The 26,583-nt window shown below is 42.7% G+C and carries 17 protein-coding genes and 2 pseudogenes; 14 read left to right on the top strand and 5 right to left on the bottom strand.

Features of this window, described 5'->3' with window-relative positions:
• The first annotated feature begins 2,607 nt into the window (after positions 1 to 2,607).
• The 8 genes from RDO37_RS04805 to fliR all read left to right on the top strand — a co-directional run bounded on the left by RDO37_RS04805 (position 2,608) and on the right by fliR (position 12,402).
• A complete protein-coding gene (locus RDO37_RS04805) occupies positions 2,608 to 5,145 on the top strand; it encodes a flagellar hook-length control protein FliK (protein ID WP_308498299.1) in 2,538 nt (845 codons plus the stop codon).
• Between the two features lie 500 nt (positions 5,146 to 5,645).
• On the top strand, positions 5,646 to 6,179 hold the full coding sequence (locus RDO37_RS04810; RefSeq protein WP_308498300.1) for a flagellar basal body-associated FliL family protein: 534 nt from the start codon (positions 5,646 to 5,648) through the stop codon (positions 6,177 to 6,179).
• 20 nt (positions 6,180 to 6,199) lie between these two features.
• On the top strand, positions 6,200 to 7,249 hold the full coding sequence (gene fliM, locus RDO37_RS04815) for a flagellar motor switch protein FliM (protein WP_027939168.1): 1,050 nt from the start codon (positions 6,200 to 6,202) through the stop codon (positions 7,247 to 7,249).
• 205 nt (positions 7,250 to 7,454) lie between these two features.
• Positions 7,455 to 7,847 carry a flagellar motor switch protein FliN gene (gene fliN / locus RDO37_RS04820; protein ID WP_027939167.1) on the top strand — a complete coding sequence of 131 codons (393 nt, stop codon included), beginning with the start codon at positions 7,455 to 7,457 and terminating at the stop codon, positions 7,845 to 7,847.
• 209 nt (positions 7,848 to 8,056) lie between these two features.
• On the top strand, positions 8,057 to 10,060 hold the full coding sequence (fliO, locus tag RDO37_RS04825) for a flagellar biosynthetic protein FliO (RefSeq protein ID WP_308498301.1): 2,004 nt from the start codon (positions 8,057 to 8,059) through the stop codon (positions 10,058 to 10,060).
• 153 nt (positions 10,061 to 10,213) lie between these two features.
• A complete protein-coding gene (gene fliP, locus RDO37_RS04830) occupies positions 10,214 to 10,972 on the top strand; it encodes a flagellar type III secretion system pore protein FliP (protein ID WP_044121357.1) in 759 nt (252 codons plus the stop codon).
• Positions 10,973 to 11,217: 245 nt separating this feature from the next.
• Positions 11,218 to 11,487: a flagellar biosynthetic protein FliQ gene (locus RDO37_RS04835; RefSeq protein WP_027939165.1), complete on the top strand. Its 270-nt coding sequence runs from the start codon at positions 11,218 to 11,220 to the stop codon at positions 11,485 to 11,487.
• Between the two features lie 114 nt (positions 11,488 to 11,601).
• The gene (gene fliR, locus RDO37_RS04840; protein WP_308498302.1) at positions 11,602 to 12,402 is read left to right on the top strand and encodes a flagellar biosynthetic protein FliR; all 801 of its coding nucleotides are present in this window, start codon (positions 11,602 to 11,604) and stop codon (positions 12,400 to 12,402) included.
• Between the two features lie 618 nt (positions 12,403 to 13,020).
• Here fliR and maoP read toward each other — a convergent pair.
• On the bottom strand, positions 13,021 to 13,374 hold the full coding sequence (gene maoP, locus RDO37_RS04845; protein ID WP_027939163.1) for a DUF413 domain-containing protein: 354 nt from the start codon (positions 13,372 to 13,374) through the stop codon (positions 13,021 to 13,023).
• Between the two features lie 1,107 nt (positions 13,375 to 14,481).
• On the opposite strand from maoP, the gene glnS reads away from it, so the two are divergent.
• The 4 genes from glnS to purC all read left to right on the top strand — a co-directional run bounded on the left by glnS (position 14,482) and on the right by purC (position 19,454).
• Positions 14,482 to 16,152: a glutamine--tRNA ligase gene (gene glnS, locus RDO37_RS04850; RefSeq protein WP_273325510.1), complete on the top strand. Its 1,671-nt coding sequence runs from the start codon at positions 14,482 to 14,484 to the stop codon at positions 16,150 to 16,152.
• A 16-nt stretch (positions 16,153 to 16,168) separates the two neighbouring features.
• On the top strand, positions 16,169 to 16,630 hold the full coding sequence (locus RDO37_RS04855; RefSeq protein WP_027939161.1) for a hypothetical protein: 462 nt from the start codon (positions 16,169 to 16,171) through the stop codon (positions 16,628 to 16,630).
• A 638-nt stretch (positions 16,631 to 17,268) separates the two neighbouring features.
• Entirely contained in the window at positions 17,269 to 18,447 is a 1,179-nt protein-coding gene (gene bamC / locus RDO37_RS04860) for an outer membrane protein assembly factor BamC (protein ID WP_308498303.1), read from the top strand.
• A 296-nt stretch (positions 18,448 to 18,743) separates the two neighbouring features.
• Positions 18,744 to 19,454, top strand: a complete 711-nt coding sequence (gene purC, locus RDO37_RS04865) for a phosphoribosylaminoimidazolesuccinocarboxamide synthase (protein ID WP_027939158.1) — start codon at positions 18,744 to 18,746, stop codon at positions 19,452 to 19,454.
• Positions 19,455 to 19,689: 235 nt separating this feature from the next.
• On the opposite strand, the gene RDO37_RS04870 is transcribed toward purC, so the two are convergent.
• The 4 genes from RDO37_RS04870 to RDO37_RS04885 all read right to left on the bottom strand — a co-directional run bounded on the left by RDO37_RS04870 (position 19,690) and on the right by RDO37_RS04885 (position 25,635).
• Positions 19,690 to 21,000, bottom strand: a complete 1,311-nt coding sequence (locus RDO37_RS04870; RefSeq protein ID WP_308498304.1) for a methyltransferase domain-containing protein — start codon at positions 20,998 to 21,000, stop codon at positions 19,690 to 19,692.
• Positions 21,001 to 21,211: 211 nt separating this feature from the next.
• Positions 21,212 to 22,516: a methyltransferase domain-containing protein gene (locus RDO37_RS04875; protein WP_308498305.1), complete on the bottom strand. Its 1,305-nt coding sequence runs from the start codon at positions 22,514 to 22,516 to the stop codon at positions 21,212 to 21,214.
• An 82-nt stretch (positions 22,517 to 22,598) separates the two neighbouring features.
• Positions 22,599 to 23,870 (bottom strand): ATP-grasp domain-containing protein, encoded by a 1,272-nt coding sequence (locus tag RDO37_RS04880; RefSeq protein WP_308498306.1) that lies wholly within the window; start codon positions 23,868 to 23,870, stop codon positions 22,599 to 22,601.
• A 484-nt stretch (positions 23,871 to 24,354) separates the two neighbouring features.
• Entirely contained in the window at positions 24,355 to 25,635 is a 1,281-nt protein-coding gene (locus RDO37_RS04885) for an ATP-grasp domain-containing protein (RefSeq protein WP_308498307.1), read from the bottom strand.
• Positions 25,636 to 26,095: 460 nt separating this feature from the next.
• On the opposite strand from RDO37_RS04885, the pseudogene RDO37_RS10840 reads away from it, so the two are divergent.
• A pseudogene (locus tag RDO37_RS10840) lies at positions 26,096 to 26,323 on the top strand (sugar O-acetyltransferase); the annotation flags it as partial.
• A gap of 72 nt (positions 26,324 to 26,395) precedes the next feature.
• Positions 26,396 to 26,551 (top strand): annotated as a pseudogene (locus RDO37_RS10845) (DapH/DapD/GlmU-related protein); the annotation flags it as partial.
• Between the last annotated feature and the right edge of the window lie 32 nt (positions 26,552 to 26,583).

Here is a 26,583-nt window from a genome sequence, read left to right on the forward strand (position 1 = left end):
TGACTCAGCTTTAAGGAAGCCATAGAGATAAGGAGATTATCTAGTTGGGCGTCATACTTATTAAGACCAAGCACATCCAGACTCTCTTGTATAGAAAGGGCTGAAGCATCGTACCCACCATTAACAACATTTCTGTAGTGAACTTAAAAATCGGTGTTGCCTTAATAGCTTTAGGAACATTGTTCCTTGAGTAAATTGAAACTCTTACGTGCTCGCTATTATCCTCATGCTCTTCCGCTCTAGTAAGCACATCATTCCGACCTGAACTTAAGTTGATGCTAGATGTTGTAGATTGAGCACTACTGTAGCCATCGGTGTTAGTAGCCTTAATGCGAGATGGCATAATTGTTATCAATCATCTTTGCAGCGTCTCATCTGACTTCAATTTTATTTCTGACTCGTTCTGTTAAGTAAGATGATTTTGGTTCAATGCTTTGTGTATAGAGTGGTTAAAAGTCGCTAAATTTGCATTAAGGTACAAAAGGGCACTTCAAGAACAGTAGATAAACTGATGCTTGGTAGGAGTGTTGGGAAAAGAGGGGATTGTAGTAGAACATGCAACACAAACTCCCATAACCATTTGTGGTCAAATGTTGGGAGTTTTGTTTGGTCTACTCATACAGGATCTAGCCAATCTATCTAGCGCCGGTTTTAGCTGCATTGCACTTGTAGCTAAAGGGTAGATAAATCGAAGCTTTAACCGCGATATGTTGAGAATGTTGTGATTCATTCTCGAGGTGTGCAACTAAGCTTAGACGCTTAGCTTTCATATCATTTGCCTGTTTCAGAGCATAGTGCTTTGTACAAGCTTAAACAAGTGGGCATAAAGCCTTTTGCTTAAATTATTCGTCGTTGTTGGTTTGCTCACTGTCTGGCTTTAATACGAAGCACAGGGAAGAAGCAACAACACACAGAACAAATAAAGCAGCAAAAGCAGTAATCATATTAAGGGGTTCTCCAGCTGCTTATGTTTCAAGCAGCATTGTACTTGTTAGTAGCACTTTGGTAAGGATACTTAAGTACGTCAGGTGTTAAAGCAAAGCAAAACTCTTCACAACTATCATCTAGCATTACCTGAGTTTAGGAGACTCTCGCCACAAGAGTTCAAATGCTAAAACGAGGTGCATCAAGTTAAGGCTTTTAAAAGCAAAAAGCATCCTATGCTGGCTCTTGCTGTAGAGCCTGCCTCATAACAAACCTTAAACAGGGTTTAAAAGAATGAATAGAGACGAGATAGGGCGACTTGATGGTCGTAAATAAGTTTTAAGTGTTTCGCCACATAAGTGGTTTCACGTTGTTAGACCATATTTTGGCTGAAAGTTTCCCAAAATCAGCAAAAAAAGTGGCAAAAACTTTAAAAAGTATGAACTTTGTCACTGGTATAGTTTTTTAACTATCAGGTGTGCTGGGGTAATATTGTATCTAGATTGCTTAAAACTGTTGTAACTAGAATCAAATACTTCTAAGTCAATATCAAATCTTTTGCTAATGATATGTGTATCTATGATTTGACTTATAAGAGAGTTACAAAGTAACAGTCGAACTTTGTAAATGTGTCAGTTTGGTGCAGTGCGTGAAACGTAACTCCTGTGCGTTTCTCCGATATGGCTGTGCTTTTAGTATATTTACTAGATATGACTTAAGCGTATCTAAAAATTGAGTTACACGTACAAATGGGCAATTCCATCGCAACTATGCAAAATACACATGCAACTTGTCAAAAATGAGCCAAAGACTAGATACTCTGTATATCTATGCATAGATACGATGTTAATAGTTTACATTTGCGCTTCATTTACATGTTTCACTCAGATCATGAATGCAACGGCATTAGAATGTTTTGATGTGATAGTAATACATAGGCAACTTAGTAGTTTTATAAGCAAAGCTACAACATAGTAGCTCCACAGATCTGCTAGGTCTGAAACCTACAGATAAGAGCCAGATAACAGTTTCTTTGCTGTTTACAAACTGATGGTATATGGGGCGATGCTAATGTTACTTAGTTTCAATGAAGCATACGAATAATGTGCAAAGGCTGCAGCAGAGTGCGAGTGGATCTAGTGGTAAGGATCGTAGCTATATGGGGTGTAGCAGGATCGTAAAGTTCATTTGATGCGGCTAAAGGATCATAAGATCACAGTTCAAGCATTCAATGGGTAAGGCCGCAATTTAGCGTTTATTTGTTGGTAGATGTAAGTTTTGACCGTCTCAAGTTACGAGCGGCAAGTTATGCCATCTCATGTACATAAGAATAAAAATGGCTTGTTTATAGGTTTTTGAGGGGATCATTGCGGTACAGTGGGCTTAAAGGTGGTGTGTTCTTGATGGCATGATCAAAAGATCACGTGTGCAGGAGCTGCGTCCTTAGTCATACCTTATGTTTTTATAAATAGCTTATTTATCGGGTTTGTTGCTTTGTATTTGCATTACTTGAGATCGTTATGTTTTGGTATCTAGCCTTATAAATTTTTGCGTTAAATAAGCCATTCTTAATGGCATGAGTGTTGCACAAGACTATCTATAGTTTTGGTTAAAAACAGGCCAGAAAGCTATAGCTGCTCAAGTTTTTTGTATGTAGCAGTGATGGCCTGATTGAGGTTTATCATGCAGACTCAGAATTTACACAATCAGAATGCTCAAGCAACTGCTGATTTAGCTAAGAAAGGTTCTAAAGAGAATCCTTACGATCGCCTTATGTCTCAGGGCGACGATTCCGTTGCCGCTAAGTTTTCTAATGTGCTTTCTACCCTCAAGAGTCGTATGTCTGGTGGTGTGCTCTCAAATACTGAGCAAAAGAACGTCAGCATGGTTAAGGATATTTCTGCATCGCAAAAAGACTCTATGGATGCTGCCTCTAAGGACTTCCAAAAGCGTCTAGATGACGAGGAAGAGGAGAAGAAGAGCCGCAATCGTAAGCTCGCTGATGACCGTGAGCGCATGATGAGTCTTAATGCTGAGGCTGCTGAAATTGCCTCCATGACTCGTATGGATATTGCCGCTGAGGCTCAGACTAAACAGTCTCAGAATAATGCTGACATGCTCGAAGAGAAGGCAGAACAAACCAAAACTATGCGCCCTTCTGACATTCTTGCATCAGCATTCTCCCGTAGTGGTTCAGCCTCTGCATCAACCTCTAGCTCATCTGTAAGCAACAGTGTTGCTGCTTCTGTAGGTGGCAGTTCAGTTGCTTCTACTTCTGTTGGTGGCGCTGTATCTGGTACTCAGGGCGCTGCAAGTACAACCACATCTACTGCTCAGGGTGAGTCAGCTGGTATGGGATCACAAAACAGTGGTTCTTCATTTGCAAGTTCTTCATCTGCAGTAGGTTATGGCTCCGATGAGATGACCGAGTCAGCTCAGGCTGCTCAGAAGATGATGGATATTGAGGGTGTAGAGACTGACGAAAAGATCAGTCAAACTCTTCAGGATCGCAGCCGTCGTCAAGAGTCTGAAATTCGTAATGCTCAGAACGTTGAGGCAGACAACAAGGCTCGTGAGATCAACAAGCTCAACAATCAAGAATTACGTCAGAACTTAGATGTTCTTGCACGTGAGACCAATGTGAGCAAGTTAAGCCTGCAAATGTCCAACCCACAGACCATGGCCCAAGAGCGTCGTGATGCTCAGGCTCTCAATGGTCTGCCAACCTCACGTGATAACACCAATTCATTAACTGCAAGTGCTCAATCAAGCAACAATCTCTTAAACTCCTTAAATGGTGTTGCTGATGACGCAGCTGCAGCTGGTATGACTTTAAGCGGCGCTTCAAGTGCTTCTGCTGCAGCTAAGGCAGATGCAAAGCCTACTGCTCAGCAAAATGTTTTAGCTCAGAATCGTGTTAACGCAGTTGGTGAAGAGTCAGACTCTCAAACTCTGATTAAGAATGCTAACAAGGCTCGCTTAAGCCATGGTGCTGAGGCTGAAGGTTCACGCGCTGCATTAGCTAACAAGGGTGTAAGATCCACTGCAGATGCTCAGCAATCACAAAACGCAGCTAATGCCGCTGGAACAGCTAAGAACTCTCAAACTGTTAATCAGCGTACTCAAGCTAACTTAACTGAGCTCGCTCGTCACTCATCTTCAGATGCCTCAAAGGTGTTAAACGGCGGTGATGAGGTATTAAAGAATGTTAAGGATGTAACTACCTCAAACGAGTCAGGCAAGACTAACAATGCTCAAGAGGCTCTGTTACGTTTAGCTACTGCACAACAAAATGACAAGAGTGCAGCTGCTAAGTTAATGGCTGAGGCTCAGGCCCGTAATAGCCTGCTCTCTGATGAGGCTCTTAAGAGTGATGCAACTCGTTCCGAGACTGTAAACCAGGCACTTAACTCCTTAAAGTCTGGCATCAAGGGCTTAAGCTCAACTGCTCAGAGCACCACTTATTCACAAAGCTCACTCTTTGCCTCTATGTTTGGTGATGGTGAAGGCGTTGCAGCTTTATCAGATAGCGATGGTGCATCTACTGAGTTTGGCTCAAGCGATAGTTCAGAGCAAGACGCTGCATTTGCAGGCATGGCATCAAGTCAACAAGCTCAAGCAACTGACGGTGCAAAAGAAGCTGTTCCTGCTCATATGACTCGCTTTGCCTTTACTGGATCAGAGGATACTGACGCATCTGAGATTCACGAGCGCGTCATGCAGATGGCTGCACGTAATATGAAGCAGCTTTCAATGGAATTAAGCCCTAATGAGATGGGCAAGATGAAGATTTCTATTGAGCTGAGCGATTCTAATGATGCCGTATCTGTTTCTTTAGCAGCTGCTAATCCACAAACCCGTGCAATCTTAGAAAAGGCTCTGCCAAAGCTTAAGGAAATCTTATCTCAGCAGAACATTAAGACTGATGCCTCAGTAAGTGACTTAGATGAGTCCGAGGTAGAGGTTGCAAATGTTGTAGCCAACAATCGTCCATCAGCTGCTGCAGTAACTAAGGCTGCATCTTCACAGCGTCATAGTGTCAATGTCGCAACTGACGATGTAAGTGTTGATGCTTTAATTGCTAATGCACGTTCTTTGTCTGATGACGACAAAGCAGCTATTCAAGGCATCGTAGATGACAATTCTTCTATGGATTTAAGCTCTGCAAACCGCGAATTATCAAGCTTTGCTAAGCGTGGTACAGTCGTTGCAAGAGGTTAAGAGCCGGCTTCAATTGCTGATAATTTGACAGCGCCGGCTGGGCGCGTATCGTCAAGGAACCATACGTCCTAACCCACAGAAGTAATAAACTGTGGGAAAACAGACACTCCTTACAATAAATTTGACTGTGAGGAGTTTTTGTTAGCCCAGCCGATAGTCAGTCTAGTGTCATCAATGTAAGCTTGGTAAGAATAACTTTACATAAGAGCAGCTTAAGACCAGACTGACTTTAGATCCTTCCTAAGTCCTTCTCAAAGTTAGTGCAACACTCAAAAATGTGTCAGCGCTTTTGACATCACGGACACGCAGCATCTTAAGTCAATAAGTCGCGTATTCATCAGGAATTATTAATCCTGGGTATACCGAATCAAGCGTAATGAGGCTACGAAAACCTATCTTTTGCATAGGTTTGCGCAGTTTACCCTTGGATTTAGCCTCCTCTTGTGTGCCATAATAGACTATTCAACGTAGCTTTTAGACAGTCATACGGAGAGAGGAACATGTCAGATACAGATGATGACTTAAGCACACGCGGCGGTAAATCAAGAAAGAAGCTGATGCTCATGATCGCTTTCGTCGTCTTATTTATCTTAGGCGTCGGCGGCTATGGTGCTTATGCTTACTTGCAGAATTTATGGCCTTTCCCAGCCCCTGAAGAAGAGAGTGCTGTGGATATTGCAGGCCAAGCTGGCACTAGCACTACTGCTGATTTTTCTGATCAGTACATCCGCTTCGAGACTGCATTCACATTCAACCTCCCAGGCAAGACCAAGCGTGGTCACATGGTTCAGGTTGACCCGGTTCTCGTTGTTCATGGCAGTGCAAATGCAGCTTTAGCTCAACAGCATTTACCTCTCATTAGCTCCACCATCTCAGAGATCTGCTCACAGCAGGACTTTGAAAGCCTTGCAAGCCCATCTGGCAGACAGCGTTTCAAGCGCCTGCTTTTAGACGGCATTAGAACCAAGCTTACAGGTGTAGTTAACCAGCCATTAGTAGAGCAAGTACTCTTTACAAACTTTGTAATGCAGTAACTTTGGGGAATTGATTAGGTATGACTGAGTTTTTAACGCAGGATGAGATCGACGCTCTTCTCCACGGAGCTGATGATGTAGAGCCGGATCAGTTTGACGAAGGTGGCCAAGGTGTCAAACCGTTCGACTTCGGTTCACAAGAGCGCATTGTTCGTGGTCGTATGCCAACCTTAGAGTTGGTAGATGAGCGTTTTGCTCGTCACATGCGTATCAGTCTCTTTAACATGATGCGTCACTCGGCTGAGGTAACTTGGATCGGCGTCAAAATGATGAAGTTTGGTGAGTATGTACAGACTCTGTACGTGCCTACCTCTCTTAACATGGTGCGCTTCCGTCCATTAAAAGGTACTGCCTTAGTTACTTTAGAAGCCCGTTTAGTGTTCATTCTTGTAGAGAACTTCTTTGGTGGCGAAGGTCGTTTCCGTGCCAAGATTGAAGGTCGTGAATTTACACCAACCGAGCGTCGTATCATTCAAAAGCTCCTTAAGATGGTGTTTGAGGACTATAAGGAAGCTTGGGCTCCAGTTATGGACGTGGAGTTTGAGTACCTTGACTCCGAAGTTAACCCTGCAATGGCTAACATCGTGTCACCATCCGAGATGCTCGTAGTTAACCAGTTCCACATCGACTTAGACGGTGGTGGTGGCGATATGCATATCGCCTTCCCATACTCTATGATCGAGCCAATTCGGGAACTGCTTGACGCTGGTGTGCAGTCAGATAAGGGCGATACTGACGTTCGTTGGAACAAGGCATTAAGAGAAGAAGTTATGGACGTGCAGGTCGATATGCGCGTTAAGATGCTCGATCTCGTATTAAGCCTTGGCCAGGTAATGGATTTAAAGGTAGGCGACGTGCTTAACGTTGATATGCCTGATAATCTGCTCGTCTATATCGAAGACTTACCTAGCTACCACGCAAAACTTGGTCGCACCAAGGAAAAACTGGCTATCAAGATTTCTGATATCCTCAAGCGTCCACCATCAATGAAGAGCGATCTTTCATTCCTCAAGGGTTCTGGTATCTCTATTGAGGATGATGATGACCTTGAAGAGTTTGATGACGACTAATGTTTTCTATCTAGCAGCCTAGTTATATAAGAGTAAATCATTAAGGCAGCTAGATAGTTTTACGGCACTATAAATGTGGCGTAACTTAAGCATTAGACAGATTAAATAACCGACGCTAGGTGCTGTTAAGAACAGCAAGCGTTTTTCAAGCAAAACTAACTTAACAGCACGCATTGGCGCTGCTCATAACGGAGAGATCCATAAGATGTCGGATTTGGATAATACAGATTGGGCCGACGGCTTACCATCAACCGATGGTATGGAGGACATGAACACCGCCGAGCTTGAAACTTTTGACGATCCTAGTAAGAGCAAAGCTCCGCTATCTCGTGAAGAGCGAAAGAAGTTAGACGCGATTTTAGATATTCCTGTAACCATTACTATGGAAGTAGGCCACGCCAAGATTTCCATTCGTAACCTGTTACAGTTAAACCAAGGCTCTGTTATTGAGCTTGAGCGTCTGGCAGGCGAACCTTTAGATGTTCTCGTGAACGGTACCTTAATTGCCCACGGTGAAGTTGTGGTAGTTAACGATAAGTTCGGTATCCGTCTCACCGATGTTATCAGCCAGGTTGAGCGTATCAAGAAACTCCAGTAATCGCTGGTTTGTTTCAGTGCAAAGCCCATTGCGCAGATCTACTGCCATTGGGCTTTTTGCTTGATAGGCCTCCAACTATTGCACTTTTGTGCCCTCTAGTACTTAAAGGCTGTTGTCCTTAGGTATATAGTGCTTGCAATGCTAAACATCTCTAAGCATTGTCTTACTTCAATTGCTTTTAATCTATTTGATCCTGAAAGGTGGTGCCCATGCGTACAGCACATTCGTATACATCTGCCGTCAGAGGCTTTTTAAATCAGGATCTGTATATCTTAAAACCCATTTCTTTCAAGCAAGTTACCAAGGCATCTTGTTTTTTCTTTGCACTTACTTGCTCATCTTTTGCCCTCTTTAGCTCATCGCAAGTCTTAGCACAAGGCACTAGTGCTGCAACTGAAGTTGCCGCTAATGATAATGCCGCAGCACAGCAAGCCGCACCACAGCAAGCCGCAGCACAGCAAACGGCAGCACAGCAAGCTGCACCACAAACTACGCAGCATGCAACAGCTGCTGCTAAGAGAGCAGAGGAAGCTGCAACAGCTGATGCACAAGCAGCATCAGAAAATGACAAAGCTCTAGCTGATAGCGCTGAGCAAAATACTGTTAAAGTAGCTGTTGACCAAACTAAGAATGATCAAAAGCCGCAGGTGGTTGACCTTGAGTTTAACGAAACTGCTGCCGCTGATGATGCCATCATGGCTGAACATGCCACGGCAGCTCTTGCAGATGAAGCTCAAGGTAACGAATTACAACCATCGGCACAGGATAAAGCATCTGCTGTTGAAAAGTTCAATGCTTTTGCTGCCGACCGTCCAAAAAGATCTGGCTCATTAGCTGAAGGTGGCTTAAATACCACCTCAGGTATTATTCAGTGGTTACTTTCTACCATCGCTGTTTTAGGCATTATCTTTATCCTAGCTTTCTTAATTAAGAAGTCACGCTTTGTACAAAGATCTGGTAGCTCCATTCGTCTTGAGACTCAGATGGCGCTTGGTCCAAAAGAGCGTATTGTGCAAGTACGCGTTGGTGACCGTCATCTGTTACTCGGTGTAACTCCAAGTAACATCAATCTAATTTTAGAGCTAGATAATGACTCACAAAAAGAGGCTAAAGCAGCCAAAGCTGCTGCATCTAAGGAAATATGCGAGTCATATGAGGATGATGACTCTGATTATTTAGATGAGGAGCTCTATACAAAGACTCTTAAGAGCAGCGAGACAAAATTAGCATCTAAGGATATCACCAAGGCCAAGATTAAAGCTCAGGCAGCTCGTAAAGTAGCAGCCCGTGCCACCTCCAATCTAACCATGATGCCTGATGATGATGTTTTACATGAAAGAGCCTCACGTCTAAAGCATGCAATGCGTCATATTGGTATGGACGAGCAGGGCAATGGAGAACTACCTAGTGTCGAAAAGACATCAGTAGTCTTTTCAGAAAAGGCCGCTGCATCCGATGCAAGCACCAATAGTGCAGTAGATAACGATACTATTAATGCTCAAAGCTCTACAGCCGATGGCAAGATTAATGGCAGCTCAGCACACAGTGACTCATGTATGACTGATGCAAAAGCCAACACTCACTCAGATGCTGAAAAGCTATCCGATGCAATTACTGCCGCTGTTGGCGATGCATCCGAGCAAGCTGACGTGAGCGAGCTTAAGCAAGCACAAGCTGAGCAAGCCGAAACCGCGCAAGCTGATGGCACGCAAGCCGATGCCGCTAAAGCTGGCGATGATGATGGTACGGAAACCGATGCTTTACAGGATGATAAGCACGATTGTGATGAGCAGCCTGCAGCAGACAGTGCATCTAATGAGGGCAATACTGTTACCTCTAGCGATTCAGTGTCGGCTCTCGTTAAAGATAAGATCGCAGCCAAAGATGAAACTGTTCCTGTAGCTGATGGTTCTACTGGCGTAACCTGGGTCGATCATGGGCACAATGTTGATGCAGAGGATGAGCAAAAGACAAATGATCATGCTCATAGCGATGCACACTCATCTATGGCTGATGCTGACTCTAGAACGTCTAAAGCCGATCCTAAAGGCGAAGAGTTTGCGAAGATTTTTGCTAAGGCTTATGCTGAGGGCAAAGAACGTTTCGATGAGCTGAGTGAAACTGAGGCCGGCCGTGATATCATGGCTGCCGATTCAGATGTATCTGATGATGCTTCTGACAAGAAAGATTCTAAAGAGAAATTAGATCTCTAAGATAGGATAGTCTTGTAGACTTTCCTAGTGCACGGCTAAGAGTATGCTTGGCCTTTACACTAAAACCCGAGAGTAGTTTGTATGGTTAACCAGAACACAAGTAGTCTCAAAGCTGATCCGTATGCTCAGCTGCAGGGACTAAAGCGTCTTTTTATGATTGGCCTAACGTGGAGTGTTATTTCAGGTCTGATCTTGTATTTTTGCTCTGTAACACAGGCAGCAGATCTGGATATGACAGCTTTTACTGTAAAGACTAATCCAGATGGTACACAGGACTACTCTTTATCCTTGCAAGTAGTGATGCTCATGACTTTATTGAGCTTCCTACCATCGATTATTATCATGACAACTTCGTTTGTGCGTATCATCATCGTGCTAGCGATTTTGCGTCAAGCCATGGGTCTGCAGACTTCCCCATCCAACCAGATTCTGGTGGGTTTAGCATTCTTCATGACTATCTACATCATGACCCCAGTTTTAAACTCCATCTACAATACCGCCATCGTGCCATATCTAAATGATCAGATGCAGGCTCGTGATGCGTTTGTAGTAGCCCAAAAGCCGCTGCATGCTTTCATGCGTGAGCAGACTCGTATGTCTGATCTTAATGCTTTTATGGAGTACGCTGATGTACAAGTACAGACTCCAGAGGAAGTACCTTTACATGTACTGATTCCAGCATTCATCGTTTCAGAGCTCAAGACAGCCTTCCAAATTGGCTTCATGCTCTTCTTGCCTTTCTTGATTATTGACTTAGTTGTAGCGTCCATTCTGATGGCTATGGGTATGATGATGCTCTCGCCAATGATTGTATCGTTGCCGTTCAAACTGATGCTCTTTGTGTTAGTGGACGGCTGGACTTTAATTATGGGATCGCTGCTCGCCTCTTACGGTATTGGTGTTCCCGCGTAAACAAAGCTGTTTAGAAGTTTAAAGGCAAATGCTTAATAAGATTCACGACTTTTGCGCTTTTCTCGGGTTTTACTTACAGCGCATGTCTTTATCTAACTTAAGCTCAGCTTCCTAAGTTACATTTGCATTGACTCAAAGTCTTATTATTCTTTGAGCAATGAAAGACAATTAATACGGGCTAACTATCCATAAGGTAGAGTTAAGCTTATTTTTAATAAGCCAGCCCTTAACAAGAGGTGCCAGCCATGGAACCAGAGGTATTTGTCGACGTTGTCCGTCAGGCGTTAGGATTGGTTGCAGTACTAGTGACTGCCTCCATTTTGCCTTCTCTAGTAGTTGGTTTGATGGTGTCAGTTTTCCAAGCTGCAACTTCCATTAACGAACAAACCTTATCATTCTTACCTCGTCTGTTAGTTACTGTGCTTGGTCTGATGTGGGGCGCACACTGGGCTTTAACTAAGCTTATGGAGTTCTTCTTTGGACTTGTACACTCCATCCCGATGGTAGTGGGTTAATAAATCTTAAAGCGCCATCCTTGGTCTATTAATAGCCTGGATAGCAGATGATTTGAGGCCAATACTTAAGCTTAAGTAACAAGGGCATTAGGTTTTAATTGCAGCGGTGCTGACATGGGAATAAACTTTCTTGAGCCATTTATGCTCAACTCGATTGATTCCATCGTATGGCCATTGTGCCGTATTGGTGGTTTCTTGATGGCATTTATGACCTTCTCAGCCTCTACTGTACCTCGTATGGTAAGAGCCCTGCTAGCTTTGGCTATGACTGTGTGCTTCTTGCCAAACATTCCGCCTATTGACACTGAGATCCAGTCTTTCTCTACTCTTGGCATCATTACCACCATCTCTCAGGTAATTATCGGTGCTGGTATTGGCTTTATCACGCAATATCTGGCTGCTACATTCGTGCTTGCAGGTCAGGCCATTGCGATGCAGACCGGTCTTGGTTTTGCCTCCTTAGTTGACCCTGTATCTGGTACAAATGCTCCAGTTGTAGGTCAGTTCTTTACCGTTTTAGCAACCTTAGTGTTCTTTGCAGTTGATGGTCATTTAGTGTTCATCAGATTGCTGTTATTAAGTTTTGAAACGCTGCCAATTGCCCCTGGTATCTTTACTCCACCAAGTTTAGAGGCCATTATCTTCTTTGGCGCAACCATGTTCCAATGCGCCCTTTCAACTTCGATTGCTGCTATTTGTGCGCTGTTAGTAGTTAACTTTACCTTCGGTGTTATGACCCGTGCTGCTCCTCAGTTAAACGTGTTCTCCTTAGGTTTTGCTATCTCCATGATCGTAGGTATTTCTGTACTCTTAGTAAGTTTGAACGCTTTCATGGCTAACTTCACTATCGCGATCAACTCCATCATGTCCTCAAGCTGTACTCTGATTGGTACTGGTTGTGAAGGTATTTTCTAGCACATAAGCGCATCAAAAGCGCTGCAAACAACACCCCATTAGTTATTGCGGCACTACATCATTTTCCTTGTTGTGCCGCCAATAACCACAGCAACGCACATGCTCGTCATGCCTATCAAGGCTATCGTATCTAAAAGAGCTGCTATCAACGCATTGCAAGCTCTCATTTGCCGTATCAGTGCCCTGCAGCTTAAGAGCGCTGTCCAATGCCATCATCTAATGCTTGCAAGCATCATCTAGCTCAGTATGGACACCTCTGTCTAAGAAGCATCAATACGTGCTCGACTGTTTTGCCATAAGCTACCTGCATCAACCTGAGCTAATAGGCTCTTTGAGCCTTAAGCTACATGCGTCAACCTGATTTAATAGGATCTTTGGGGCTTAAGCTACCTGTGTCAACATGAGCTAAAAGGAACTTTGGGCAATAGTGCTGCTTGCCTTGGAGAAGAAGAGTAGGCTGTGAAGCAATGAAAAAGGCAGGGGGATTTTGTAGATAGGTTTGATGATAGGTGGGGCTGTTAACCCCGCCTAATCGAAGAGCCGCATGATGCGGTAGGGCCTAAGAAGAATATTTAGGCCTGAAGAGCATCATGCAAGGGCATGATGCTAAAGCTAATCTTAGTCGATTGAGCTGTCGTCGCCGCCTGAGCCGCCGCCAAAATCGTTTGCGCCCATCTCATCATCAGCGCCAACAGAGCACAGACGGTGCAGACGACGAGGCTGGATAACCTGCAGGTACTTCTTGAAGATCTTGGCATTAGGATCAGTGATAACTTCCTCAGAGTGCAGCTGATCTACGAAAGTCTGCTCAGTCTCATCGGCAGGCTTACGGATGCCCTGATGTAGCTCCATCATGGCGACACCGCACTGCTCTAAGATAGCGCTTTCACGGATGGAGAACTCACCTGAACGGCGGATGCCACGGGCAAAGTGTTGGAAATCGTTAAACTGCTTATCAGATTCAAAGCTCATAATCGAGTCCTTAAAAGTAACCGTATTTTGTGTTCTACAGCTGGCATTGGCAACAGGTGAACTACCGCAGAGCTTAAGCTCACGTAACAAGGATCACCAATTTGAAACACTCTATCTGCATCGACAAAGCTCTAGAGCTTGGACTGTGTCCCGGCCGCAGCGTAGTCGGCTGTGAAAATAGCGCTCTATTCTAATACAAAGCGTAAAAATTTGAAAGAAATCTGACATTTGAGCGCTTTTAGTTGAGCTAAAGAAGCATCAAAGAGCCTAAGTGCAAGCAAAACTAGTCACAATAGACGCATCTTTCAATGGTTCTTGAATCCTTGTATGTGTCTATGATGCACGATTTTTCTTATGTAATCAGCGCTCATATCCTGATTTTCGTCAAAGATCACCTTTTAGAGCCAATAAAGATTGATAAACCACATGCTGCGTCGCGTGTATAACCCCTTTTGAATTAAGATCAGCGTAACTGTATTCTGTGCTGTATTGATGGCATTGGTCGTATGTGGCGCTTGATGTTTTTTTACAAACTTAAAGTGCGATGATGGTGGCCTTTTGTTAGATAGAGTTTGAGGGTTTTTGCGGCCTTTGCTACAATCGCTTGAGCAAGATAGGTAACTTAATTTTTCTAAGATACCTTAGGTTAGTTTTTGGCCTTTAAATAGGCGTTTAAAACGCTTGTACATGGTCTTTTAGTAAGCCTCTAGCATTATGTTAGAAGCTTATGCTGGTGGTTATAGACTTACGTAGATAAGTGTTAAATCAGGCTTGATGAGAGTCTATAAGAGACGAAATTTGGTCTTTTGAACTTAATAATTTGCACTTGCACTATTAAAGTCTGTAATATATCAGGATCATTAGCTTTTCAACAGCAGCTAACCTTAGCAATCAGTTGCGCTTAGATTGCTCTGCATGCACTTTCAGATGTGGTGAAATACACCATGTTTCCAAAGAAACTGCGTCTTTGAGCATGTATGGTCATTCTTTGCGAAGAGTGGTGGTACTGCTAAGCTGTTCTTCGACAGCTTTCGTGCTCAAGATTATTTAAAGAGAGTCTGAGTTTAACTGATTGCATGGTCGCTGCTGTTTATACTGGAGATGGCGATGGATTCTGTAGAGAAAATTCCACGCAACTTTATCACTGAAATCATTGATGCTGACCTTAAAGAAGGTCGTCATGATCATGTAGCTACCCGTTTTCCTCCAGAGCCAAACGGTTATCTGCACATCGGTCACTGCAAGAGCATTTGCTTAAACTTCGGTTTAGCACGTGATTACAACGGCACCTGTAACTTACGTTTTGATGACACAAATCCTGTTAAAGAGGATATGGAGTACATCAACTCAATTAAAGAAGACGTACAGTGGTTAGGCTTTAAGTGGAATGGTGAAGTACGCCATTCTTCTGACTACTTTGATCGTCTGTATGGTTATGCTGTTGAGCTCATTAACAAGGGCCTTGCTTATGTTGATGAACTCTCACCAGATGAGATTAGACAGTACCGTGGCACTTTAAAAGAGCCTGGTAAGCACAGCCCATATCGTGATCGCAGCCCTGAAGAAAACCTAAAGCTCTTTGAAAAGATGCGTGATGGTGGTTTTGAAGAGGGTAAGGCCTGCTTACGTGCCAAGATCGACATGGCATCACCATTCATGTGTATGCGTGATCCTGTGATCTATCGTATTCGTTATGCCGCTCATGCTATGACCGGTGACAAGTGGTGCATTTATCCAATGTACGACTTCACTCACTGTATCTCAGACGCCATCGAGGGCATCACTCACTCTATTTGTACTTTAGAGTTCCAAGACAACCGTCGTCTGTATGACTGGGTTTTAGAGAACATCACTATTGACTGCATGCCTCATCAGTATGAGATGAGCCGTTTAAACTTAGAGTACTCCATTACCTCTAAGCGTAAGCTCAACCTCTTAGTTACTGAGGGCTTTGTTGATGGTTGGGATGATCCACGTTTAACCACTATTTCTGGTTTACGTCGTCGTGGCTTTACCCCTGCATCATTAAGAGAGTTCTGCCGTCGTATTGGTGTTACTAAGCAAGACAATATCGTTGAGATGTCTGCTTTAGAGTCATGCATTCGTGAAGACTTAAATGCCAATGCACCTCGTGCTATGGCTGTATTACACCCAATTAAGCTCATCATTGATAACTATGGTGAAGAGGGTGTAACTGCTACATCATTTACTGTTCCTAACCACCCAGACAAGCCAGAGCTTGGTTCTCGTGAAGTAAGCTTCTCTCGTGAGTTATTCATCGATGAGGCTGATTTCCGTGAAGAGGCCAATAAGCAGTACAAGCGCTTAAAGCTTGGTGGTACTGTACGTCTGCGTCATGGCTACATCATCAAAGCCACCTCCTGTGAAAAGGACGTTAATGGCAATGTAGTTTGTGTACACGCACAAGCAATTCCAAACTCAGTTGGTTGTGATGTTGAAGGCGTTAAGGCAAAGGGTGTTATTCACTTTGTTGATGCCAACAATTACTATGACGGCAAGGTAATGATGTACCAGCGTCTGTTCACTGTACCTAACCCAGGTGCAGAGGATGACATCACCTCAGTTGTAGATTCACACTCTGTAGAAGTAATTGAGCATGCTGCTTTAGAAGCTTCTTTAAAGAGTGCTAAAGTTGGAGATAGCTTCCAGTTTGAGCGTGAGGGCTATTTCTGCGTTGATTCTAAGCATTCTGCCGAGAATCAGCCTGTATTCAATTTAACCGTTGCCTTACGTGAGACCAAGAAGGTTCAGGCATAGTTAGTAGGAGATAATCATGTCAGATAATACTGATGCATTTGAGAAGAATACCGATCCTCTCGCTCCACCTCCTGGTTCAGATTACGAAGTTCCATTTATCTTCCACTCTGACTCACCATTAGAGCGCGCTTTTGATAAGGCTGAGCACTGGGTCAAGATGGGCGTTCGTCCAAACCACATTTTCTTAGACGATCGCAACATTTCAGTAATCAACTTCCACAAGATCATGCGTGATCCACTCTTAGCTCAGGCTGGTGTTGAGCGCTTTGTAGACTTCCGTTGCTCTCTGACCTTATCTGAGACTGACGTAGATGCTGTATTCTCATCAGTTTGCTACTACGAGCCAGATTGCGAGCCAGTCTTCATCAATCAGTACGATCCAGAGTTAAGCTCCATCAAGGAAGTACTGAACATGGTAGCTGAGAACCTCTTCAACTACTTAAAGAAGCCACTGCTCCGTCCAGGTTTAGGTGACTAATAAGATCTACTAAAGCTAGCAGCATTACTATTGCTGCCAAAGCTTAAGTATATTAAAAGGGCTGCTAAATACCTTTCAAGGCGTTTAGCAGCCCTTTTGTATTGGTACATGCCAATAAGATTTGAAAACGATCATCTGAACACTTGCTTTTGCAAAGTGGGGGCATTTGTAAAGATGCACTTCGCCCCAAAGGCCATTTACACTAGAGGTCTTTATGCAAAGAGCAAATTAGTTAAAGTGCCAGTTAGTCCAAGACGCACAAGAGTCTAATAATGAAAGAATGGAGCTGGACACTCCCCTTAGATGGGCCTTTTGATGCTATGCAGTGGGATATTTATGGGGGCTAGGCTTAGATAGCATTGTTTGAGAGGCGTAAATGTATGTAGCTAAAGCTCTTTCGTTAGATAAATTTTTGGTCGTTGATAGCGCATTAGTTAAGAATGCATTAAAATACGTGATTGCTATAGCTTACACTTCATCCTATTTACTAAGACAGGGCTCATTTTAGTGAGCTAAAGTATTAGGATGTTTTAGCTAGAAACTATACTTCTAGTAGACAATGTCTAGCTATCTCGGCACTAGCTGAGAATAAGTTAAATCCATCCCCGTTGACCTAGTTTAGGTTTTGGAGCAAAAGATTGTTCGGTACCAAGATTAAGACCATCGCCATGGCATTTACTGTTGGCGGCACTGCCACTTTACTGTCTGCTTGCGGAGCCATTGACGAAACTTGGGAGTATGTCTCAACCGATAACTCGCTGAGAACTCCTACAGGTTACTATGAGCATGCCCATGCTGTAGAGGCTGAGGATCCTATGAAGGTTCCTGCTGCCTTATCTACTCCATATACCGACAAGTCATTAGATATTGCCAATGTTGCTGCAACTTCAGAGAGCCGCTATATGGTTGGCGAGGTCATGGATGTTCGTCCACCTGTAGTATCCCGCGTAAACGAGTTAGGTGTTGATATCCGTAATCAGGATAATGCCGCCTTAGTTTGGTTCTTACCTTATGGCAACATGAATGTAAGAACAACTAACGACGCATGGCAGTACTTAGGTGCAGCTTTAGATTACTTAAAGATTCCAGTAGCTGAAGTACGTGCAGATCAGATGTTGCTTGCTACTGCTAGCAAGACCTACAACGATTATGGTCAGGTATACAACGAGAGCATTGATGATGACAATGCTAAGTTTAACCAGATCTACACCGTACGCGTGGTTTCATCAAACCAAGGTACAGTTGGTCTATTAATTACCTTAGTTAACTCTGTTTCTGATGCTAAAGGCAGCAGCGCCATTTTAAATTCACGTCAGAAGCGTAGCTTTACCACTGGTTTTGCTAACGAGCTTATCAGTGCCTTAGCTTTGCAGCAGCGTACTTTCCAGGCTATTCCTGATTACATTGAGCCAGTTTTAGGTCGTGATAACAACAATCAGGACGCTATCATTGTTAATGCCCCATACGAGGCAGTTTGGAATGTAATGCGTGGCGTACTCTCACAGTATGGCATGGAGATTAATGAGTATTCAGTATCTCGTTCTTCAATCACTTTCACTTTAGAAGAGGAAGATGCTGATTTCTATACCTCACAAGGTATTCGTCCATTTGGCCTTGAGTCCAACAAATACATCGTACGAATTGCAGTTGCAGGCAACCACTCTGTGCTGACCTTCTACGATGAGGATGATAAGCCTTTAAGCGGTGTTCAGGTGGCAACCTTATACAATGGCTTCTCTGCAGCCATCGTCAAAGAGTTTGCTGCATACAAGAGCGAAGGTGCTAATTATCTTGCCAAATTCGCTGACGAGGATTAAAATCAACAAGCCTGATAGATATCTGATCGGGCACGTTGTTTGAGCCTTGATGAGCTAACAAAACTTCTTGTTATTTCTCATGGCAATAGGTGGGAAACTACCTTGGTTATCAGTACATGGTGAAATTGATAACCCTACCCGCAGCATGTGGGAAAGTAAGGCCTCTGCAAATTTTGCAAATCTTTAATATGATAAGCGGCTTTTTGCAGTAGGAACAGAGAGGGAGCATTAGCTTCCTAAAGCCGCTAGACCATAGGTTTAGTGGATAACATACTACTTTTTTGGGATTACTCAAAATGGAAAAGAAACAGGAACTCTATCGCGGCAAGGCAAAGTCTGTATACGAGACTGAAGATCCAAATCACTACATCATGCTGTTCCGCGATGATACCTCCGCTTTTGATGGCAAGATTATTAAGCAGTTAGACCGCAAGGGCCGTACTAACAACCGCTTTAATTTCTTCATCATGAAGAAGCTTGAAGAGGCAGGTATTCCTGTACACGTTGAGGAGTTACTCTCCGACACCGAGTGCTTAGTTAAGAAGCTGCAGATGCTTCCAGTTGAGTGCGTTGTTCGTAACGTAGCTGCTGGTTCTGTTTGCAAGCGCCTTGGCATCGAAGAGGGTCGTGACCTCAACCCACCTACCTTCGAGTTCTTCTACAAGAACGACGAGCTGCACGATCCAATGGTAAATGAGTCTCACATCATTTCCTTTGGCTGGGGTACCCAGGAGCAGATCGATGAGATGAAGCGTTTATCCTTCAAGATCAACGAGACCTTAAAGGATCTCTTTGACAAGGCTGGCTTAATCTTAGTTGATTACAAGTTAGAGTTCGGTCTGTACGAAGGCAAGATCATCTTAGGTGATGAGTTCTCTCCAGACGGCTGCCGTTTATGGGATAAGGAAACCCGTAAGAAGCTTGACAAGGATCGTTTCCGTCAGGGCTTAGGTGACGTTATCGAAGGTTACGAGGAAGTTGCACGTCGTATCGGCTGCCCACTCTAATCTATAAAGCTGCTAGCAGTGCTTCAAAGCAATTGTTCATTATGAGCTAGTGCTCATAGCAATTAAGCAGTGCACTAAAAACCCACTAAAGAGAGTAATCACTTTAGTGGGTTTTTTGTTTGTTAACTGTTAGGCCATAAACAAGACAATTAATAGTAGCAGCGATCCTTTGCTTAACAGTAGCTGCGCTACTTTGTTTAACAGTAGCAGCGCTACTTTTGCTGATGTGCAGCCTTTAGTCGTTATCGTAGATAAATAACAGTTCGTCACATTGACAGTTAATGCTTTTAAGCAGTTGTTCAATCTCTTGTTTAAAGGGCTTACTACGCACGGCAAGAATAATAAGCGGGATATGTTTGTCTTTTAGATAGCTTCCAGCATAGTGGACTATATTTGTCTGATCATCTGGGCGTAAGTATAGGTAGCCATCTTCGAACTTATTGGAATTTACTATAGTCAAATTAAGCTTAGATAGTGGAATTTGTATGTTGGCCATCAGCTCTGAGCAGGTATAGCCAGTGCCGTATAGGATTATTTCATGGTCAAGATTATGGTGCTTGGTTACTGCATCATTTAATCTCTTTAAGGCCTCTGCATCAGTTTGTCTAGTGCGTTGAACAATCTCACGCTGTTTTATTTGTTCTTTATCAAAATCTTCTTTTGAGCATGGGGCGGCAGCACAAAAGTCTTTTGCAGCTTGTCCATCCGATACTAAGTCTACTTCTTTACGCATTACGTAAAATACGGTGGAGTATCTGTGTGGTTTTATTGTCTTTACAATAGTAAAACCTGCAGCGCGTGCCATAGTACGATATGCATTAAGACCTAAGTGCAGTTTTTGTTGCGGATGCATTACGTCAATATCGCCTGATGAGCAAATAGCAAAGCCATTGGTTTTAAGGCAAATATTAATTGATTTAAGCATCTGCAAAGGATCGCCGAGCATCTGAAAGACATCACGTGCGGCTATAACATCATAAAGATGCTCCTTACGCTCAGAGTATTCAAGCTCATGGTATGACCACACTGGATCAGCCTCAGGGAAAAATCCCTTATAGAGCTTTACTTTGCCTTGTTCAACTAAGCTATTGTCGATTTGAGGAGATGGCTCAATTAAGCTTAAATCTGTATAGCCATGCTTAGATAAAGTAGCTGGAGTATAGCCATCATAACCACCGATCTCGGCAAAACGCTGGTTTTTATGCGGAAGATACTGCATGATTATATCTAGATAATCATTATAGTTAGATACGCCTACACCTTGGCTTGGCTTTAAAAAGGCATAAGAGTTCTTGCTTAGAGTAATTCTAGTTTCATCACTAAGCCCCTCAAGATTAAAAGAGGCACCGCAATCTTCACATAAGGCAGATACGAAAGATACATTGCCTTGTAAATGCATTAAATTAGCAGGCAGTGCTGCAGGTTGCAGGATCTCACGATGTACGGATCCTTTTGTATAGTTATGTGAACCGCACAGAGGGCAGCTGTTGAGGTGCTCGTATTGAATAATCGATGGACATTCAGCAGATGAAAAAGCAGATCGCATTGTTATATGGCCAACTATCAGCCACTTAGCATATAAGTATTCAGCACTTAATACTCTTGTGTGGCTGTATAAATATTGATGTAATTGTGTTTACAACCGATGTGGGCTGTAAGCCTTGATAAACCACAACGCTGTGGTGACGCTTCCGTAGCGCCTAAGCGTATGAGGCATTACTTATACATATTGCTATGTTAAGTGCCTAAAATTTCCTTTAGGCATCATGGTCTGGCAGATAAATGATTTGGTCACAGCTGCAGTTAATCTCTTTTAAGAAGCTTTCAATCTCGGCTTTGAACAGTGGTGACATAATGCCTAAGATAAGCAGATGTATATGGCGGTTAGATAGTTCACGTTTTGCATAGTGGACTGCAATAGTCTCTCTGCTTGGCAACATGAATAGGAATCCATCCTGCTCTTGTGATGAGTTTACTAAGGTAAGCTTAGTTTTGCTCATATCTAAATTGAGCGTATCTAGAATACAAAACGAGTAGAAGCCTGTACCGTAAATAACAATCTCTTGACCTTGTTCAACATATGGTTTGACCACCGACTTAAGGTATGCTGCAGCCTTCTGTCCAAATTGGCCGTTGGTCTTGATAAGCTCGCGCTGTAGTTGTTGTTCTTTTTGAAAATCCTCAGCAGAGCGTTGAGGAATCTTGGCAAACTCTTGAGCCTTGTCTGCATCCTCAATTAGATCAACATCCTTGCGCAATACATAAACTACATAGCCATTTTCAGGGCGCTTATAAGTATCTATAAGGGTAAAGCCACATTGCTGTGCAATATAGGTATAAGCGTTAATGCCTAAGTGCACGCATTGCAACGAGTGCATAGTATGCAGTGGTACAGAGGTTAGTACGGCAATACCGCCAAGCTCCATAATGTCATTCATGCCCTTGATGAAGCCTAAAGGATCATCAATCATTTGCAGCACGTCTTTAGCAGCAACTACTTTGTAGCGACGAAGAACATTGTGCTCTATACATGATCCTTGCACCTCTTTATTAGCATGACGTGACTTATAGACAGGATCATCAGATGGGAAAAAGCCGTTAATAGAGACAATATTTTGTAAAGCTGTATCGTCATCATCTGTTTGTACAGAAGGATCAATTAAGGTTAGATCGTGATAACCATCTTTACTCAGCTCTCTTAAGAGATAGCCATCATAGCCGCCAATTTCAATTACAGCATCATCTTTTGATTTAAGGTGCTTACGAACCTCATTGATGAAAGTTACGTAATTTGCAGCGCCTACACCAGTACTAGGTTTCAAGAACTGATAGTTCTTATAGATAATGCCACGAGAATGATTGCTAAGGCCTTCAAGATTAAATGACAGACCGCAGTTTTCACATAAGGCAGGGGTAAACTTTACTATATCTTGTTGCGCAATGTCTTGAGCTTTCATTGGCAACATTTGTAGCATTTCTTTGTGTTCAGAGCCTATGGTGTAGTGCTTTGATCCGCATACAGGGCAACAGTCGAACTGTTCGTAGCTAATAATGTTAGACATATGTAAGCTCACAATAATCTTTAGTAAATAATTAACAATATAAATTAGTTTTCAGCTCATGTATATGAGGCTAGCCCATGGGCTATTGCAATGCTGCAAGATACTTATCAGCAAGCTGATATGCATGAGCTATTGAGTCATGCTCAATAACTATGTGGCCACGGTAAACATCCGCACCGTTTTTCATTGGACCGATTTCATCGCCTACATGCAAGTCGTTGATAAGCTCAATAATATGAGCTTTCTCGTCATTGTTAAAGCATGAGGCGATGCCATCATCATCTGTGTTTTTCTTTCCTGTAAGAGCGTCAGTTACGCCCATATAAGTAGACTCTTTGTCAAAGTCAAAAAAGGCGAGTACAGCACATCTTTGCTTGTTGATGACAGGTTTTTGGCCATCAATAATGCATTCTTGGAAAAAGCGCAGAGGATGATTGTTATTGTTACTGAGCAGTGTAGCGATACTATTACCACCTAATCTTGGTGAAATATCAATAATGAACGGCTTCTTGTCTTTAGTCACGATTACATCAGAGCTGATAAAGCAAGACTTTAGTTTAAGTTCATTACAGATGGTAGTTATAGATGGGACTATCAATGACAGCTCATCAGAAAAGTCGTCACTAAAGTATACAGACTCCTGTCTGTATGGTGGTTTTGAGATGTACTTTGAAAATATGCCCATGCAATGAGGCATGCCTTCATTATCAACCACGAAACTGCATGAGTATTCAGTGCCTTTAATTAACTCTTCGATTAGTACTAAGCCGCTGTCAAAACGAGCTGGCATTTGGTACTCAAGCAGATCTTTTCTACTAGAAATGATCTCAACGCCACTAGATCCTGAGCCAAAGGTTGGCTTGATAATAAATGGATAGGTAAAGCTTTCTTCAATATGCTCTAACTCTTGAGTAAGAGAGGTGTCATTGTCTAAGGCAAGCTGCAGATGATGGCAGTGATTAAGGCCATGTTCTTCACAAAAGAGATGAAACTTTTGCTTATCGGTAAGAGTGTCAATGGCGTAAAAAGATGGGCCAGCATATGCAAATTTGTCATTGATGCGCCCAAGGCATACTAATGAGCGACCAATTGGCAGGGCTAGGGTATAGTCAACTTTTTCTTTGGCAATGATTGCATCGAGCGTGTCATCGTCGGAAAAGTCTTGGGCATAGATCTTTAAGGCGTCATGATATTGCGCCAAAGTCTTATCCAGTGGAGCAGGCTTTTTATCTACACATACTAGCTGAAATCCAGACTCAAGCAGATATCTGATAAAAGGCTCATTCTCAAGAGCAGCTCCTAAGATGAGTACCTTCTTTTTAGCCGTGGTATGTGTTTGAGTAGAGGAAATCATAATAAGCTAAATTGGCAAGTGACAGCCTAATCGTGACAATAGTTAAAGCCAAGAGTTTTACAGATGCTCAATGCATCTAACCTCGCTGTGCCATTGGATAAACACCGAGGTTTAATCTTTTAATGCAGATGAACTTAGCTATTCATTACTATTCAGTAAAAGTACTAAGTCCTTAGTAGCTAGAGTCGTTGCTAGAGTCTATGTTGCTCGCAAATAATTGCATAGTCTTTAGCTGTTATCTAAAACTAGCTTGTTAGTGCATACGTCTTATGTTTGATCTTTGTGAGTCTTATACAAAGATAACTAATAATAGCACAAGGCTCGCCTTAAGTCCTTTTCTGTACAGCACATCCAACAAAGCTCATTACACGATAGACTGTTTTTGCAACAACAGTCATAGCGTAACGGATGCACCACAGCTTAGATGGTGTTGCGCTTAGCAAACTTATCTAAAAGGGCTGATAGCTATTGACTCAATGGGAAGCTAAGTCAAAGCCTCAAGGTATTGAGAAGTCATAGCAAAGGCTGAAGCTGTGTCTTCTTTTTGAACAAAGATATGGCCTCTAGCAACATCTTTTCCATTCGTCATGGGGCCAAGCAGATCGCCAATATGCAGGTTATTAACAAGGCTAATGATGTCAGCTTTGTCAGCTGGGCTAAAACAGCAGTCAATTGAGCCGTCTAGAGCCGATTTTTTGCCTGTGTTGAGAGAGGTTACGCCCTCATAAGTAAAAGTATTCTGGAAGTCAAAAAAGCGCATTACCGAGCACTTTTGTTCCTGCACTAATACATCCTTATCACCAAGGACGCAGTCAGTAAAAAATCTAAGAGGGTGATTGCCATTGAAACTTAGAAGTCTAAGTAGGCTGTTGCCTCCAATTCGTGGGGAAATATCTACAATATATGGCTGTGCGTTATGGTCGATAATGACATCTGCATTGATAAAGCATTGTCTTAAGTCTAGCCTCTTACAGATTTTGGCCATGCTTTCATACACAGTGTCAAAAGCATCAGTGTAATCATCGCTAAAGTAGCATGCCTCTTGTCTGTAAGGAGGTTTAGAGAGTCCTTTTTTAAACATGCCAATACAGTGTGGCTTGCTATAGCCATCCACAAAAACATTACAAGAGTACTCACTTCCTTGAATGATTTGCTCAACTAATAAAGGACTATTTACAAAGCGTTCAGGCACTTTGTAAGAAAGCAGCTCTTGACGGTTGTTGATGATACAAACACCACTTGAGCCTGAGCCGAATGCTGGCTTAATAATAAAGGGGTATTGCAGCTGCGCTTCTATCAGATGATAAAACTCAAGCAAACCATGCTCTGAGTTGTCTTCTACGATTAGGTATTGAGCATGGCTAAGCTCATTAAGCTCACAAAAGCGATGAAAGGATAGTTTGTTAGTTAAAGTATCTATAGCTTTGTATGAAGGGCCAATAAAGCCAAATTTGTCATTGATACGACCAAGACAAATTAAGGCACGACCAATGGGAAGAGCTAGGGTATGAGTAATCTGCTCTTTAGTAATGATCTCATCGATGAGATCGTCATTGGAAAAGTCCACCGCATATAGCGTAAAGGCAGAGCCATATGCATCAAATTGCCCTTTAAAGTCAGCAGGGCAGCGGTCAGCACAAACAACATTAAAGCCTTGTTCTAGCAGGTATTGTATATATGGAGCATTCTCAAGTGAGGCCCCGAGAATAAGAATTCTCTTTCCTGTTGCGGCTTTATTGATTAAATGTGGTGACATAGTCTTCATAAAACAAAACAACAACTTAACTAGACAAGTGATAAATGTGGCTAAGTTCCTTACTAGTGAACAAGCTTGCTCTTTGAAAAGTCATCAGTTTGCATAGCTGTAGCTTGAGTTGTTATATGGATCGTTGATCGATAGACGCAAGGGTACAGCGTAATCAGTAATCATTTTATAAACTGAATGAGCTTATGTGTGCTACAACAAGTGTCTTTGAAGACAGCAATATGTAACAGCAATGTAAAGCTTACTAACATCTGTTTGAAAAACAACCATAATAGCACAGCAGCGCTCTAAAAGACTGTGCACTGCAATATATAACTAAGATCTGCAATATGTTGGATCGACTTGAACTAAGGAGATGTTTATGGATTTACAAGAGGCTTTAGAGAGTTTGAGAAATGGTGAAGTTGCAAAAGCAGGTTCGCCATTACATCAGTGTATGCATAAGCTAGCTCAAGAGGCCATGAAGATCACAGCTAAGATAAATAATGGCTATCATGATGAGGCTACTGTGCGCTCGCTCTTTTCTGAGCTAATTGGTAAGAAAGTACCTGATAGCTTTACACTGTTTCCGCCTTTTTATTCTGAGTGTGGCAAGAACATTTTTGTAGGCGAAAACGTCTTTATCAATTGCGGCTGTCATTTCCAAGATCATGGCGGTGTCTATATTGGCGATGGCTGTTTAATCGGCTCTAACGTGGTGATGGCCACCATTAACCATGATCTTAATCCAGATTGTCGTGCAGATAATCATCCAGCTGCGATCCATATTGGCAAAAAGGTTTGGGTAGGTTCACATGTAACCATTTTGCCTGGTGTCACTATTGGTGATAATGCGATCATTGCTGCAGGTGCCGTAGTCACCAAGGATGTCGCAGCTAATACAGTCGTAGGCGGTGTGCCTGCTAAGTTTTTAAAATATGTGGACGATGCTCAACGCTAGCTGCTAAC

It is taken from the genome of uncultured Anaerobiospirillum sp. (assembly GCF_902485895.1).
Classification (GTDB): Bacteria; Pseudomonadota; Gammaproteobacteria; order Enterobacterales; family Succinivibrionaceae; genus Anaerobiospirillum; species Anaerobiospirillum succiniciproducens.

Coding starts and splice junctions, on each gene's coding strand:
- RDO37_RS04805 (WP_308498299.1), top strand. CDS start 2,608: ATGCAGACTCAGAATTTACACAATCAGAATGCTCAAGCAACTGCTGAT.
- RDO37_RS04810 (WP_308498300.1), top strand. CDS start 5,646: ATGTCAGATACAGATGATGACTTAAGCACACGCGGCGGTAAATCAAGA.
- fliM (WP_027939168.1), top strand. CDS start 6,200: ATGACTGAGTTTTTAACGCAGGATGAGATCGACGCTCTTCTCCACGGA.
- fliN (WP_027939167.1), top strand. CDS start 7,455: ATGTCGGATTTGGATAATACAGATTGGGCCGACGGCTTACCATCAACC.
- fliO (WP_308498301.1), top strand. CDS start 8,057: ATGCGTACAGCACATTCGTATACATCTGCCGTCAGAGGCTTTTTAAAT.
- fliP (WP_044121357.1), top strand. CDS start 10,214: ATGATTGGCCTAACGTGGAGTGTTATTTCAGGTCTGATCTTGTATTTT.
- RDO37_RS04835 (WP_027939165.1), top strand. CDS start 11,218: ATGGAACCAGAGGTATTTGTCGACGTTGTCCGTCAGGCGTTAGGATTG.
- fliR (WP_308498302.1), top strand. CDS start 11,602: ATGGGAATAAACTTTCTTGAGCCATTTATGCTCAACTCGATTGATTCC.
- maoP (WP_027939163.1), bottom strand. CDS start 13,374: ATGAGCTTTGAATCTGATAAGCAGTTTAACGATTTCCAACACTTTGCC.
- glnS (WP_273325510.1), top strand. CDS start 14,482: ATGGATTCTGTAGAGAAAATTCCACGCAACTTTATCACTGAAATCATT.
- RDO37_RS04855 (WP_027939161.1), top strand. CDS start 16,169: ATGTCAGATAATACTGATGCATTTGAGAAGAATACCGATCCTCTCGCT.
- purC (WP_027939158.1), top strand. CDS start 18,744: ATGGAAAAGAAACAGGAACTCTATCGCGGCAAGGCAAAGTCTGTATAC.
- RDO37_RS04870 (WP_308498304.1), bottom strand. CDS start 21,000: ATGCGATCTGCTTTTTCATCTGCTGAATGTCCATCGATTATTCAATAC.
- RDO37_RS04875 (WP_308498305.1), bottom strand. CDS start 22,516: ATGTCTAACATTATTAGCTACGAACAGTTCGACTGTTGCCCTGTATGC.
- RDO37_RS04880 (WP_308498306.1), bottom strand. CDS start 23,870: ATGATTTCCTCTACTCAAACACATACCACGGCTAAAAAGAAGGTACTC.
- RDO37_RS04885 (WP_308498307.1), bottom strand. CDS start 25,635: ATGAAGACTATGTCACCACATTTAATCAATAAAGCCGCAACAGGAAAG.